The sequence below is a fragment of the Bradyrhizobium sp. ORS 86 genome, assembly GCF_045571475.1.
Lineage (GTDB): Bacteria > Pseudomonadota > Alphaproteobacteria > Rhizobiales > Xanthobacteraceae > Bradyrhizobium.
On sequence record NZ_CP120699.1, the window covers coordinates 7,134,660 to 7,147,903 of the forward strand.

At 65.6% G+C, this 13,244-nt stretch carries 12 protein-coding genes; 4 read left to right on the plus strand and 8 right to left on the minus strand.

The features are described from left to right. Positions 1 to 13: 13 nt before the first annotated feature. The 5 genes from P6U25_RS32995 to ftsE all read right to left on the minus strand — a co-directional run bounded on the left by P6U25_RS32995 (position 14) and on the right by ftsE (position 5,482). Positions 14 to 1,843 carry a PQQ-binding-like beta-propeller repeat protein gene (locus P6U25_RS32995; protein ID WP_407148903.1) on the minus strand — a complete coding sequence of 610 codons (1,830 nt, stop codon included), beginning with the start codon at positions 1,841 to 1,843 and terminating at the stop codon, positions 14 to 16. Between the two features lie 250 nt (positions 1,844 to 2,093). Further along, entirely contained in the window at positions 2,094 to 2,861 is a 768-nt protein-coding gene (locus P6U25_RS33000; protein WP_407148904.1) for a lysophospholipid acyltransferase family protein, read from the minus strand. A 130-nt stretch (positions 2,862 to 2,991) separates the two neighbouring features. Then, positions 2,992 to 3,702 (minus strand): YdcF family protein, encoded by a 711-nt coding sequence (locus tag P6U25_RS33005; protein ID WP_407148905.1) that lies wholly within the window; start codon positions 3,700 to 3,702, stop codon positions 2,992 to 2,994. Between the two features lie 159 nt (positions 3,703 to 3,861). Continuing rightward, positions 3,862 to 4,830, minus strand: coding sequence for a cell division protein FtsX (locus tag P6U25_RS33010; RefSeq protein ID WP_407148906.1), 969 nt, complete (start codon positions 4,828 to 4,830; stop codon positions 3,862 to 3,864). After that, the gene (gene ftsE, locus P6U25_RS33015; protein WP_407148907.1) at positions 4,823 to 5,482 is read right to left on the minus strand and encodes a cell division ATP-binding protein FtsE; all 660 of its coding nucleotides are present in this window, start codon (positions 5,480 to 5,482) and stop codon (positions 4,823 to 4,825) included. Before ftsE ends, P6U25_RS33010 begins: the two co-directional genes overlap by 8 nt. 171 nt (positions 5,483 to 5,653) lie before the next feature. Between ftsE and P6U25_RS33020 the strand changes: the two genes are divergently transcribed. Beyond that, positions 5,654 to 6,538: an MJ0042-type zinc finger domain-containing protein gene (locus P6U25_RS33020; protein ID WP_407148908.1), complete on the plus strand. Its 885-nt coding sequence runs from the start codon at positions 5,654 to 5,656 to the stop codon at positions 6,536 to 6,538. Positions 6,539 to 6,576: 38 nt separating this feature from the next. Continuing rightward, positions 6,577 to 6,951 carry a response regulator gene (locus tag P6U25_RS33025; RefSeq protein WP_407148909.1) on the plus strand — a complete coding sequence of 125 codons (375 nt, stop codon included), beginning with the start codon at positions 6,577 to 6,579 and terminating at the stop codon, positions 6,949 to 6,951. Between the two features lie 294 nt (positions 6,952 to 7,245). Here the strand turns inward: P6U25_RS33025 and P6U25_RS33030 are convergent, their stop codons facing one another. Further along, positions 7,246 to 9,858: a TIGR02302 family protein gene (locus P6U25_RS33030; protein WP_407148910.1), complete on the minus strand. Its 2,613-nt coding sequence runs from the start codon at positions 9,856 to 9,858 to the stop codon at positions 7,246 to 7,248. 168 nt (positions 9,859 to 10,026) lie between these two features. Between P6U25_RS33030 and P6U25_RS33035 the strand changes: the two genes are divergently transcribed. After that, on the plus strand, positions 10,027 to 10,407 hold the full coding sequence (locus P6U25_RS33035) for a carboxymuconolactone decarboxylase family protein (RefSeq protein ID WP_407148911.1): 381 nt from the start codon (positions 10,027 to 10,029) through the stop codon (positions 10,405 to 10,407). A 249-nt stretch (positions 10,408 to 10,656) separates the two neighbouring features. Further along, positions 10,657 to 11,568, plus strand: coding sequence for an NAD(P)-dependent oxidoreductase (locus P6U25_RS33040; RefSeq protein WP_407148912.1), 912 nt, complete (start codon positions 10,657 to 10,659; stop codon positions 11,566 to 11,568). Positions 11,569 to 11,621: 53 nt separating this feature from the next. Here P6U25_RS33040 and lysA read toward each other — a convergent pair whose 3' ends face one another. Continuing rightward, positions 11,622 to 12,887 (minus strand): diaminopimelate decarboxylase, encoded by a 1,266-nt coding sequence (lysA, locus tag P6U25_RS33045; RefSeq protein ID WP_407148913.1) that lies wholly within the window; start codon positions 12,885 to 12,887, stop codon positions 11,622 to 11,624. 21 nt (positions 12,888 to 12,908) lie between these two features. Further along, positions 12,909 to 13,184 carry an LPS translocon maturation chaperone LptM gene (gene lptM / locus P6U25_RS33050; RefSeq protein ID WP_407148914.1) on the minus strand — a complete coding sequence of 92 codons (276 nt, stop codon included), beginning with the start codon at positions 13,182 to 13,184 and terminating at the stop codon, positions 12,909 to 12,911. Positions 13,185 to 13,244 lie beyond the last annotated feature (60 nt).

Here is a 13,244-nt window from a genome sequence, read left to right on the forward strand (position 1 = left end):
GTGCGGCGCGCCGTCAGGGATTGCCGACTTCGAAGGCAAGCAGGACGTTGCCGGGCAATCCACTCCATTGCGCGTAGCCGGAAGTGACGTACAGCATGCCGTCCACGACGATCGGTCCGGGTCCGTCCATGGCACCGCCACGAGCCGCAACGCCATTCACCGTGGTGTAGTCGCGCGCGGTGTCGATTTCCCAAAGCAGCCTTGCGTTATCGGTCGCGTAGGCGCGCAGGAAGCCGCTTACGCCACCCGAGAAGACGACACCGGGAATAGCGGTAACCGCTGCGGACAGGGCAGGACTGCATTGAGGGCGGTCGCCACAGGCGACCGGCGCCACCTGCATCACGATTTTCCCGGTCGCAAGATCAAGGCCGAACAGGCCTCCGCCTTCATTTGCATTCAGACGCCTCGTGCCGTCACGAAGGAACCGTACATCCGAGTTGGCGACATAGACTCGGTCCTGGTCCGCGGCGGAGCCCCATTCGGTCCCTCCTAACGGGCCGCCCTTGCCGATCCGCGTCTGCCACAGGATCTTGCCTTCATGGTCGGGATCCAGCGCGTGGACCACGCCGGATTTCTGCCCGATGACCAGCACGCGTTGTCCGCCGTGCAAGCTCACCAGGATGGGCGATTGTCCAAAGTCATGGTCGGGGCCACGATCTTCCGGGCAGTTGCTCTGATCGAGGCCGAAACACGCAACGACGAAGCTGTCCTTGGGTGTAGTCTGCTGATGCCAAAGCATTCGGCCGGTCGCAAGATCGAACGCGAGGATGGCATCGCTGGTGTCGGTTGCGAGGTCGGAATAACTGTTCGATGTCGCGACATAGAGCGCCTGGCGCTGAACATCGATTGTCGGTGCGGACCAAACCGACGCTCCGGCCGGACCGAAGAGCTGCGTTCCGATGGCGTTCGTCCGCGTGGGATGCGCCGCTTCAGGGATGGTATAGGCTTTCCAAATCTGTGTGCCGGTCTCGGCCTTCAGCGCAACGACGCTGCCGCGAAACGTGCAGCATTGGTAGGTTGGGCGGGACCCCGTCGCCTCCTCGATCGATGAAACCCCGACATAAACAACGCCGGCATAGACGTTTGGTGCGCCGGTGATCCGAGCGGCTGGATGATCGTCGACCTTGCTCTTCCAGATCAGCATGCCGGTCGCCGCATTGACGGCGTAGACGTTGGCGCGCACGTCGCCAAAGAAGATGGCAAATTGGCCGTTATCGAGCGGGGCAAAACTGATGGCGGTGCGCACCGGCGCTTCGGTCGGAAAAGCCCAGCGGGTGCATCCGTTTTTCGCGTCGAGGGCATGGACCTTCCGGTCGCCGCCACCGACGAACAGCAAGCCGCCGACGACAGTTGGTTGAGCGTTGGCGTTGGACGTATCAGGAAATCCGAACGCCCATTTCAGACGTAACCGAGGGACCTGGTCTTGCGCGAGCCCGGCCATCGCTGCCGGCTGAAACCGCGTGTTGTTGAGATCCGCGCCCCAACCATTCCACCGCGGCCCATTGACCGCTTGCGGAAATCCGGCCTCGCTCGATGCGCATTGGCCTTTCTCAGTCGCCGCATGCGAAGCGACCTTTCCGGTGACGAGAGAGGCGATAGCCGCCCGCTCGTCATTGGTCAGCCCCTGCGCGAAGGACGCCATCGTGCCTGTGGTGATCGCACCCAGAACCTCCCCGAACGACCTTAATTGCAGTGCGGCGCGGCTCGGCGCACGCACATCCTTGTTGCTGCTGTCGTGACACTGCGCGCAGCGTTGCGCATAGAGGGTGGCACCGCCTGGCTGAGCGGTCGCGGGGAGTGAAAACGAGATTAATACAACGGCTGTCGCAGCACCCAGTTTCATCGTGTTTCACCGGCGTTGCTTTTGATGACAAGAACGATTGTAGCGTAGCAGAACGCGGATGGTTGCCAACGTGCCTGGCTACACAAACAAATCCCGTGCGGGCGATCCATCGAAATCCGCCTGCAGCCAATCGCCTCTCATTGTCGTGGCCGGATCTGTCCCGGCCATCCAGGTCTTTGTAGATGCAAGCAGCCAAATCGCGAATGTCCCGGACAAGGCGGGTATGACGATTTGTGTAAGGAACTCCGCTCTAACCCTTCGCCGGGCTCGGCACGCCGCCGAACAGTTGCGCCTGCTCGGCGCGGGCGGCGTCGACGATGCGGCTGGTGGCGGTTTCGATCTGGTCGCGCAGGCGGGCCATGAATTCGTCGCGCGGCAAGCCCGGCGGCAACGGATCGAGAAATTCGACCACCAGCGTTCCCGGATAGCGCATGAAGGTGCGGCGCGGCCAGAACAGTCCCGAGTTGAGTGCGACCGGCAGGCACGGCACGCCGCTCTCCACGTAAATCTGGGCGACACCGGCCTTGTAGTGCGGTGGTGCGCCGGGCGCGGTACGGGTGCCTTCCGGAAAGATCACGAGTTGGCGGCCAAGCTTCACCTCGGCCGCCGCGCGCTTCAGCGTCTTGAGCAGCGAGCGCGGGCCGCCGCCGCGCTCGACCTCGATCATCCCCGCCTTCTTCAGCAGCCAACCGAACACCGGGATCATCATCAGCTCGCGCTTGAGGATGAACAGCGGATGCTCGAAGAAGCGCGCCAGCGCAAACGTCTCCCAGAACGACTGATGCTTGGAGGCGATCAGCAGCGGCCCTTGGGGAATCTTCTCGACACCGCGAAATTCGATCCTGATGTTGCAAACCACGCGCATCAGGAACAGGCTGGTGTTGGCCCAGGTCGCCTCCAGCGCCATCAGCGCCGGCCGCGGCAGCAGCAGCGTCGGGATCGCGATGACGCAGAGCACCACCAGCACCAGATAGAACAGCACGTTGAAGACGAGCGAGCGCAGGAAGATCGAAGTCATCTCAACGGCTATCCCTTATGAAGTCACCGGTCATTCCGGAGCGCGCAGCGAACCCGGAATCTCGAGATTCCCCGATACACAAGTGTGTATCCGAAGTCTGGTGCTTGCGCGGAATGACGGTGCCAAAACATCAATTGGCCTGCGCCGTGGTCGGGGGACGCGGCGTGGCCGCCGGCTCGCCGAGATCGAAGGTCGGGTCGAGGCCGACATCGGCGAGCCGCACCCGCACCTCCGCGGCGACATACTTGGCGTATTCCGATAGCAGCAGCCGGAAGGTCGCGCCACTCGTCCACCAGGGCTCGTCGCGCCATTTGTCACCGACCACCGCGAACGGGATCAGCGTGACATCAGGCATCGCGTGCGACAGTTCTACGATGGCGCGCGGCATGTGGTAATTCGAGGTCACCACGATCAGCGACTTGAAGCCGCGCTCGCGCACCCAGCGGCGCGTTTCCGCTGCATTGCTGCGGGTGTTCACCGCGGAGCGGTCGAGATCGACGCAGCAGCTCATCAGCCCCTGGCTGTCCGGCACCGAGCGCGAGATGTCATGCGCGCCGTTGGTCGGATGCACGCCCGAGATCAGCAGCCGCTTGCCGTAACCCGCCGCCAGCAGCTCCATCGCGTCCGAGACCCGCGACGAGCCGCCGGTCAGCACCACGATGCCGTCGGCATCGTGCGGTGGATCAGTCTCGGCGCCCCGCAATTGCGACAGAAAGCCGACGAAGCCGACCGCCGCGGCGACGAACGCCAGCGCCAGCGAGGCGACCACGGCCGCACGCAACCGGCCCCGCGGGGGCGCGGCACGGCTGTCGAGCGACGTATCGTCGGTCTGCGAACTCATATGATGCGATACCCTTCCCTCCAGGCGATTTTAGAGCATGAACCAAAAAAGTGGAAACCGGTTTCCCCGCGACAGAAGCGAAGCAGCGGCGCTGCGAAGTCACGCGTGATGAGCGCAGGGATCACGAAGGCGGCATCCATGATCGCGACCGCGCAACCGTCAGTCGATATCATCGAGTGTTGCAAACAGCGTGCGGCGCGACGCCCAGGCGGTGATCGCGGCGATCAGCACCGCCTGTGCCGCCAGCGCCAGATAGCCGGACGGGCGCAGGGAAAAGGTGCCGAGCAGCGCCGCGAACTGGTCGCCGACCGGCGTGCCGGAGAACCAGTTGGCGATCGATTCGGAGAAGCCGAAGGCCAGCATCGCGGCGCCGCCGCCGATCAGCCCGCCTTCGAGACCGAGCCTGAGAAAATGCCGCTGGAAGCGGTTGGCGATGTAGCTGTCGCCGGCGCCGACGAAATGCAGCACCTCGACGATCGGGCGGTTGGCGGCCATCGCGCCGCGGGTGGCGAACGAGACCGAGATGATGGTGGCGACGATGACGAGAATGAGGATGCCAACGCCGGCAAATACCGTGGCGCCGGTCATGGAGCGCATGCGCTCGATCCAGGCGCGGTGATCGTCGACGCTGGCGGTCGGCGCGGCCTGCGTCACCCGCGTGCGCAGCGCGGCCAGGTCGAGCGTCGCGCCTGGCTGCACCCGGGCCACGATGACGCGCGGCACCGGCAATTCGTCGATCGAGAGACCGCTCCCGAGCCACGGCTCGAGCAGCTTGGCCGACTCCTCCTTGGTGAACGGGCGGACATCGAGGATGCCCGGTTGCGCCCGCATCGCGTCGGCCACGGCCTGCCCGTCGCGGTCGAGGTCGCGGCCAGTCGCGGGCCGCACCTGGATGGTGATCTCGCTTCCGACCTCCGACTGCCATTCGGCCGCCGACGCGCTGACCAGCAGCACGGTGCCGGTCGTGATCGAGGCCAGGAAGGTCATGATCGCGACGACCGCGACCAGCGCGCGGCCGGCGATCGAAGCGCGCGGCACGATCGGAGACATATTGCGCGCCGTCGCCGGCACCTGCGGGCGCTCGCGCCCGAGGTCCACCAGCGACACCTGCTCCTCGCTCCTATTCATAGACGTGCAACCGTCCCTGGTGCAGCACCAGCCGCCGCGCCTCGTACTGATCCATCAGCGTGATGTCATGGGTCGCGATGATGACGGCGGTGCCGGATTTGTTGAGCTCGATGAACAGCCGCAGCAGACGACGCCCGAGCGTCGGATCGACGCTGCCGGTTGGCTCGTCCGCCAGCAGCAGTTGCGGCCGCGAGATCACGGCGCGCGCGATCGCGGCGCGCTGCTTCTCGCCGCCCGACAGGATCGGCGGCAGCGCATCCATGCGCTCGCCGAGGCCGACCCATTTCAGGAGATCGATCACCTCGCGGCGGTAGCTCGATTCCTCCCGTCCCATCACGCGGAACGGCAGCGCCACATTCTCGTAGGTCGTCATGTGGTCGAGCAGGCGGAAGTCCTGCAGCACAATACCGATGCGCTTGCGCAGATCAGCGACCTGATCCTTGTTGAGCAGGGAGACGTCTTTGCCGAACAGATTGACCAGCCCGCGCGTCGGCCGCAGCGACAGGAACAACAGCCGCAGCAGCGAGGTCTTCCCCGCGCCCGACGGTCCGGTAAGGAACTGGAACGAGTGCGCCGGGATCACGAAGGAGAGATCGCGCAGGATTTCCGGGCCGAGCCCGTAGCGCAAACCGACATGTTCGAACCGAACCAAAGCACTAGCTCCGTTCGAGATGGGCAACAGCCCAAAACACCGCACAACGGGCCCGCCGGCCGGCGAACCGGCGGCGGACCGCCCAGCAGCGTTGTGCGTCGGTTATGGTTTCCGATTCGTTAACGGTCGCTAGGTAGCATCCGGGCAGAGACACGGTGAAGATTCGGCTCCATGCATATCGTTTGCCCGTATTGTACAACATCTTACGCCATCAAGCTGGCCACCCTCGGTGAGACCGGGCGCACCGTCCGCTGTTCCCGCTGCAAGGAGGTCTGGCTGGCGCGGCCAGAGGATGCGGTCGGGGCTGCGATGTCCACCATGGCGGCAGCCGACCCTTATGCCGGCTCCGCGGCCGCCGAATGGGAGGCGATGGCACGGGAGGAGGACGCGGAAGCGACCCCCCTAGTCGAGAGCCCCTCGATCTCCGCCGATTGGCCCGCCGAGGGCGATAGTGCCGTAGGGGACTGGCCGGCGGTGGCCAAGGATGATGCCGAGGCGCATGGCGACGTCCAGGTTGCCGACGGAACCCGGCGCCGCCGCCTTCGCCTGCCGACCCTGTTCCGTCCGCGCCAGTTCCGCCTGCCGTCGTTGCCGCGGATTCCCTTCATGCCTGTGGGTGGTGCCCTGCCGACCTCCTGCACGGCGATGGCGGCGCTGCTGGTTGCGCTGCTGGTCTGGCGCAATGATGTGGTGCGCCTGCTGCCGCAGACGGCGCTGTTCTACAAGATGGTCGGGCTCGAGGTGAATTTGCGCGGGCTCGCATTCAAGGACATCAAGGTCACCAACGAGACCGTCGACGGCAAGCCGGTGCTGGTGATCGAAGGCATGATCGTCGGGCAAACCCGCAGGCCGGTCGAACTACCGCGACTGCGCTTCTCGGTCCGGGACGCGCACGGCAGCGAGATCTACGCCTGGAACGCGGTGCTGGAGCAGTCGGTGCTCAAGCCTGGCGAACGCGCTTTCTTCAAATCGCGCCTCGCCTCACCGCCGTCCGAAGGACGCAATATCGACGTACGTTTCTTCAACAAGCAGGATCTGGTCGGCGGCCGTGCCTGAGACCGCCGAAAGATCGCTCTGCCAACCGATTGATCGCCATGCCACGTGTCCTGATTGCCGACGATGAAGACTCGATGCGCTCGCTAGTGGCGCGCGCGATCGCGATGGACGGCCACGAGACCGTGACCGCGCAAGATGGCGCCGAGGCGCTCGACATCCTGACCCGCGACCACGGCACCTTCGACCTGCTGCTCACCGACATCCAGATGCCGGTGATGGACGGCATCGCGCTGGCGCTCACCACGGCGCGCGACTTTCCCGAGTTGAAGATCCTGCTGATGACCGGCTTTGCCCACCAGCGCGAGCGTGCCTCCGGCCTCAATGCGATCGTGCATGACGTGGTGACGAAGCCGTTCTCGGTGGCCGACATCCGCACCGCGGTGGCGGACGCGCTGGCAGCGCGGAGGGTTTAGCGGCGCGTGATTGCCGGGCGCCTCTCCGCGATCCGATCGGGATGACCCGGCAGTCCGTCACAACATGGTTGTTCCGAAGCTTGATGGATGCGCGGGTCAAGCCCGCGCATGACGAGTGTGCGATGCGGACACGGTGTCGTCACTATGAAGCAACGGATCGCCCCACAAACCCGTCGTCATGCCCCGCGAAGGGGCATCCAGTACGCTGCGGCCCCTCGATGCAAGCGCTGGTGTCTCTGGAATACTGGGTCACCCGCCTTCGCGGGTGACGACAGTGTCGGGGTGCGGTTACTTTCAGTAATCCTTCAACAGCCGCTCGATGTAATCGAGCTCGTTCTGCGGCCGTGACGGATCGGCGAGGCGGCGGCGCAGTTCCTCCAGGATCCGGCGCACGCGCTGCACGTCGATCTCGCCGGGGACCTTGACCGTATAGTCGTCGCCGAATTCACGGCCGTGCAGCGGCCGGCCCAGCGGGTCGGTCTGATTGCCGCCGCTCTGCTGGCGGCCGGCGCGGTTGCCGGGGCTGTTGCCCGGCTGGTCGCCGTCGCCCTGCTGCATGGCCTCGGCGAGGCTCTGGGCGCCCTTGCGCAGCGCATCGAGCGCGCGTCCCTGCGAATCCACCGCGCCGTCGGCATTGCCCTCGCCGAGTCTCCCGGAGGCATCGCCCATCGCGGAATCGGCCTGGTCGAGCCCGTCGCCGTCGTCGGCCTGGTCGCCGCCTTGCTCGCCCTGTTGTCCTTGTTGGCCCTGCTGCGCCTGGTCGCCGCGCTGGCCCTTCTGGCCGCGCTGATCCGCTCCCATGCCGCGCTTGGCGAGCTCCTCCTGCAGCTTCTTCAGCCGGTCGCGCAGCGCCTGCTGATCCTGCTGCAGGTCGGACATCGACTGGTCACCCTGCTTGCCGCGCATCCGGTCACGCCGCGAATCCTGCCCCTGCTTGAAGGTCTTGTCGCGCAACTGCTGCTGCTTGCGGATCATGTCGCCGAGCTCGTTGAGCGCCTGCTCCATGTCGTTGTCGCCCTGCCCCGGCTGCGCCATCTGCAGGTTTTCCAGCATCTGCTGCATCTGATCGAGGAGCTGCCTGGCAGCCTCCTTGTCGCCGGAACGCGACAGCCGCTCCATGCGGTCCAGCATGTTCTTGAGATCCTGCTGGCTCAGCATCTTGGTGTTGGGATCGAGCGGCCGCGCCAACTGTTGCGGATTGTTGCGGGACTGCTCGGCGAGCTCGCGGAGGAAATTGTCAAGCGCGGCGCGCAGATTGTCGGTCAGCTTCTTGATCTCCTCGTCGCTGGCGCCGCGCTCCAGCGCCTGCTTGAGCGCGTCCTGCGCCGCACGCAGCGCCTTGTCGACGTCGGAGATGTTGCCGTCCTCGATGGTGACGGCCAGCGCCCACATGCTGGCGACGACCTCGCGCAACTGGTCGTCGGTGCGCGCCGCCTCGAGCTGCCGGCTCACATTGTAGAGGCCGAGATAGTAGCCGGCCTCCGGCGTGAACATCTCGGGCGCGATCATCAGCCCGTCGAGCGCGGCGAACACCTGCCCGTTCTGGTTGGCGTCCAGCGCCAGGATGCGGCGCTGCTCGATCAATGCGCGCGCCAGCGGCTTGGTGAAGACGCGCTCGGGAAGCCGCATGTTGAACGGCTCGCTCTTGCCCTCGTTGCCGGCCTCATCCTTCGCCGTCAATGTGAGCGTCACCTCGGCGCCGGCGTAGGGATCTTCGCTGAGATCCTTCACCGTCTGGCCAACGCCGTTGCGGGTTCGCGCGTTGGGCAACACCAGCGGGAATTGCGGCGGCTGGAACAGGGGCCGCGGCTCCGCAGCCTTGTCGCCGTCGCGGCTCGGGTCTTTCGGCATCTCGCTCGGGCGTGCGGCAAACTGCGCATGGGCTTCGGTGACGCCGTAATCGTCCTCGAGCCTGTAGGACATTTGCAGCGCGCCGTGCGCCTGCCGCTCCGGATCCTTGGCGAGCGCGATGCTCGGCGGACGGTCGGGGATCGCGGTGAACTTCCACTGCGGCTGTCCGGCCGGCGCCCGGACATGAGCGGTACCGTCGCTGGCGATCTTGAAATGGCGTTCGCTGGTGCCCTTGGGTGCCTCCTCGGCGGCCGCGACCTCGGTCACGCCGCCGCCGGCCACGACGTCGATGGCGCCGCCGCTAGAGCGCACCAGGAGCGTGCTGCCCGTCGGCACCGCCAGCGGGCCGTTGTCGGCCGCGGCGGCGTCCTTGTTGGCGTTCGACAGGATGATCGGCGGCCTGCCGGTGTAGTTCGGCGGCGTCACCCAGGCGTCGACGCGGATGTTGGCCGGCGCCATGATGCCGTTCCAGTCGAAGGCCGAGCCGACGCGCAGGCCGCGCTCGTCGCCGGCTGCGATATAGGTCGCGACCATCATCACGATGACAAGCGCGCGCAGTGCCCAGGGATCATGAAGCGCGACGCGCGGCCGCGGCAGACCGGCGCGGATGCGCCTGATCGAGGCCAGCGTGCGCTCGCGCTGCGCTTGCCACAGCGCCAGCGTGAACGGATCCTGGCTCGTGACCGTGTCGGAGAGCGTGGTCGCCGGACGATGGCGGATGCCAGCGCCGCGATCGAGCCGGCTCAAGCCCTCCTCGCGGGTCGGCCAGCGGAAGCGCAGCAGTGGCACCAACGCCACCAGCGCGGCGAGCCCGAACAAGGTCGTGCCGGCGACCCGTGCGACAAACGGCAACACCAACCATACCCCGGCCCATGACGCGACCAGGAACAGACCAGCGACCGTGAGGAACCGTGCCAGATGCGGCCAGGTCCGTTCCCATGCGATCGCAAATTTTGCCCGTTGCAGAGCCTGCGTCAGTTTCAGCCGCGCGATCGCCTCGCTGTCGCGCTCGGCGCGTAACGCAGTCTCTGACGGGTCGAAGTTGGCGCCGCTCAATCAAATCTCCGGGTTACCGGGCAGGTCAGCGTAGCACAGCGGCGCCATTGAGGCACCCGCTTCGGGGCGTAGCCCACACCGGGAAATACGCATAACACGAAGGCGTGACTGCGGCGTCTCCACCCCGTAACGTCCCGGCCGAACCATCGCATCAACGTGAGGAACATCATGGACCAGAAAACGCACGACAAGGGGCTTGAGATCCGAAAGGCGGTGCTCGGCGAGGCCTATGTCAACAATGCGCTGAAGAATTCCGACAGCTTCAACAAGCCGTTCCAGGAACTGGTCACGGAATATTGTTGGGGCGCGGTGTGGGGTCGCGAGGAGCTGCCGCGCAAGACCCGCAGCATGCTGAACCTCGCCATGATCTCGATCCTCAACCGGCCGCACGAATTGAAGGCGCACATCAAGGGCGCGCTGACCAACGGGGTCACCCGCGACGAGATTCGCGAGATCTTCATGCAGGTGTCGATCTATGCCGGCATTCCCGCCGGCGTCGACAGCTTCCGCATTGCGCGCGAGGTGTTCGCCGAGCTCGACAAGGCGTGACAAGGGCACTGCTCCCTCGCTGTCGTGCCGGGCAAGCCAACGGGCCGCGCGAACGTGCGCCCGATGAAGGGCTCACTGCGACGCAGGGCCCATAGCCACGGCATGGCATCGCTCCGGCGGCTGTGGCCCTGGCTGAAGAAGACAATTCGATCCCGGGGTTATGGGTTCCTGTTTTCGCAGGAAGGACGTCGAGATCGGGACAGGCTGCTTCGCGCGCAACATCGCGTCATAATGTAGAGGAAACGACCTATGGATATCGGATTCATCGGCCTCGGGAAGATGGGTTTCCCGATGGCGCGCCGGCTAATCGAGGCCAGTCACAAGCTCACCGTGTTCGACACCCGCAAGGACGCCGTCGACCAGCTCGTCGCACTCGGCGCTGCGGCGGGATCGTCGCCGAAGGACATCGCCGACCGCGTCGAGACCGTGATGGCAAGCCTGCCGTCGCTGCAGGCTTCGCTCGACGTCGCGACCGGCCCGGGCGGCGTGATCGAGGGCACGCGCGTCAAGCGCTTCATCGATCTCTCGACCGTCGGTTCGCAGATGGCGGTCAGGATTCACGATCTGCTGGCAAAGAAGAATATCGTGCAGATCGACAGCCCGGTCTCCGGCGGCGTCTCCGGCGCCGAGAAGGGCACGCTGGCGGTGATGGTGTCGGGCCCGAAAGCCGATTTCGAGCTGGTGAAGCCGGCGCTCGACATCATCGGCAAGGTGTTCTTCATCGGCACCAAGCCGGGCTCCGGCCAGACCATGAAGCTCGCCAACAACTTCCTGTCGGCGACCGCGATGGTCGCGACCTCCGAAGCGGTGGTGATGGGCGTCAAGTCGGGGCTCGATCCGGCGGTGATGATCGACGTCATCAATGCGGGCTCGGGGCTCAACACCGCAAGCCGCGACAAGTTTCCGCGCTCGGTGCTGCCGCGCAGCTTCGACTTCGGCTTCGCCACCGGACTGATGGTGAAGGACGTGCGGCTCGCGGTCGAGGAGATGAGATCGCTCGGACTGTTGATGGAGGTTGCCGAAGCGGTCGGCCGGCTCTGGGAGACCATCATCCGCGAGGAGGGACCGGAATCCGATTTCACCGCCGCGATCAAGCCGATCGAGAAGGCCGCGGGCGTGATCGTTGGTGGCGGAAAAGGCGGCGCGCACGCAGCGAAGTAAACTGCGTAGGATGGGTGGAGCGAAGCGATACCCATCCTACGCATTCTAGACCCTCACAACCATGGCGCCGGCTTGTCCATCGCGATCAGCGCGTCGACGTCGATGCGCGGGCGGACCACCGCGTACTGGTCGTCCTTGACCAGCACTTCCGGCACCAGCGCCCGTGTGTTGTAGGTGCCGGACTGCACCGCGCCGTAGGCGCCGGCGGTCATGATCGCCAGGAGATCGCCGGGCTTCGGCTGCGGCAGCGAGCGATCCAGCGCCAGATAGTCGCCGGTCTCGCAGACCGGCCCGACCACATCGGCGACGATGGTCGGCGCACCCTGCGCCGGCTCCCGCACCGGCAGGATGTCGTGATAGGCCTCGTACAACGTCGGACGGATCAGGTCGTTCATCGCGGCATCGATGATGACGAAGTTCTTCGCCTCGCCCTGCTTCACATAGATCACGCGAGCGACGAGGATGCCGGCATTGCCGACGATCAGCCGACCCGGCTCGAACATCAGCGTGCAGCCGAGATTGTGCGTCACGCGCTTGACCATCGCGGCATAAGCGTCGGGCGCCGGCGGCGCGGCGCGGTCCATATAATAGGGAATGCCGAGGCCGCCGCCGAAGTCGATATGCGAGATGGTGTGGCCGTCGGAGCGCAGCGTCTGCACGAATTCGGCGAGCAGACGGAAGGCGGTCTCCAGCGGTCCGAGATCGGTGATCTGGCTGCCGATATGGACGTCGGTGCCGGTCACCTTGATGCCGGGCAGCTTCGCCGCACGGGCATAGACTTCGCGGGCGCGGCTGAGCGGAATGCCGAACTTGTTCTCCGACTTGCCGGTCGAGATCTTCGCATGCGTGCCGGCGTCGACATCCGGGTTGACGCGCACCGAGATGCGCGCGGTCTTACCCATCTCGACCGCGAGCCGCGACAACAGCTCGAGCTCCGGCTCGGACTCGATGTTGATGCAGAGGATATCGGCGGCGAGCGCGGCGCGCAGCTCAGCCTCGGTCTTGCCGACGCCGGAGAACAGGATCTTGGAGGCCGGAAAGCCCGCCGCGAGCGCCCGCTTCAACTCGCCGCCCGACACCACGTCGGCGCCGGCGCCGAGCCTAGCCAGCGTGCGCAGCACCGACTGGTTGGAGTTCGCCTTCATCGCGTAGCAGACCAGGCTCTTCTCGCCAGCGAAGGCTTCGGAGAACACGCGGTAGTGCCGCTCCAGCGTCGCCGTCGAATAGCAGTAGAACGGCGTGCCGATGGCTTCCGCAAGCTCAATGAGATTGACCGCCTCGGCGTGCAGCACGCCGTTGCGATAGTCGAAATGGTTCATGACACGCTTTTGGTTGTCGAATTAATTACCGAGCAGCGGATCGAGGATAAAGGGCCTCTTGTTACCTTTCGGCGCGCTCGGCCCGGCATCCGCCCCATAGGTCGGGTTGAACACGCTGGGCTGGCTGGCGCGCTCGGTTTCGGTGTCGCCGTTCACCTGTGCGGTCGGAGCGGCGTTCGACGCCGTCGGCGGCAGGTCGAGCGGTCCCTTGCGGCCGCAGCCGCCGAGCACGAGCGCGGCTACGCTCAGCACAATGATGGCCCATCCCGACGGGGTCAGGCTTGTCTTGCTGGTCACGACGAAAATCCCCAATTCGGGCTGCACCATACAAACATTGCCACGCTCTGGCGAGACCCG

Bases quoted from the DNA above. Each gene is read 5' to 3' on its own strand.
- P6U25_RS32995 (WP_407148903.1), bottom strand. From the start codon at position 1,843: ATGAAACTGGGTGCTGCGACAGCCGTTGTATTAATCTCGTTTTCACTC.
- P6U25_RS33000 (WP_407148904.1), bottom strand. From the start codon at position 2,861: ATGACTTCGATCTTCCTGCGCTCGCTCGTCTTCAACGTGCTGTTCTAT.
- P6U25_RS33005 (WP_407148905.1), bottom strand. From the start codon at position 3,702: ATGAGTTCGCAGACCGACGATACGTCGCTCGACAGCCGTGCCGCGCCC.
- P6U25_RS33010 (WP_407148906.1), bottom strand. From the start codon at position 4,830: ATGAATAGGAGCGAGGAGCAGGTGTCGCTGGTGGACCTCGGGCGCGAG.
- P6U25_RS33020 (WP_407148908.1), top strand. From the start codon at position 5,654: ATGCATATCGTTTGCCCGTATTGTACAACATCTTACGCCATCAAGCTG.
- P6U25_RS33025 (WP_407148909.1), top strand. From the start codon at position 6,577: ATGCCACGTGTCCTGATTGCCGACGATGAAGACTCGATGCGCTCGCTA.
- P6U25_RS33035 (WP_407148911.1), top strand. From the start codon at position 10,027: ATGGACCAGAAAACGCACGACAAGGGGCTTGAGATCCGAAAGGCGGTG.
- P6U25_RS33040 (WP_407148912.1), top strand. From the start codon at position 10,657: ATGGATATCGGATTCATCGGCCTCGGGAAGATGGGTTTCCCGATGGCG.
- lysA (WP_407148913.1), bottom strand. From the start codon at position 12,887: ATGAACCATTTCGACTATCGCAACGGCGTGCTGCACGCCGAGGCGGTC.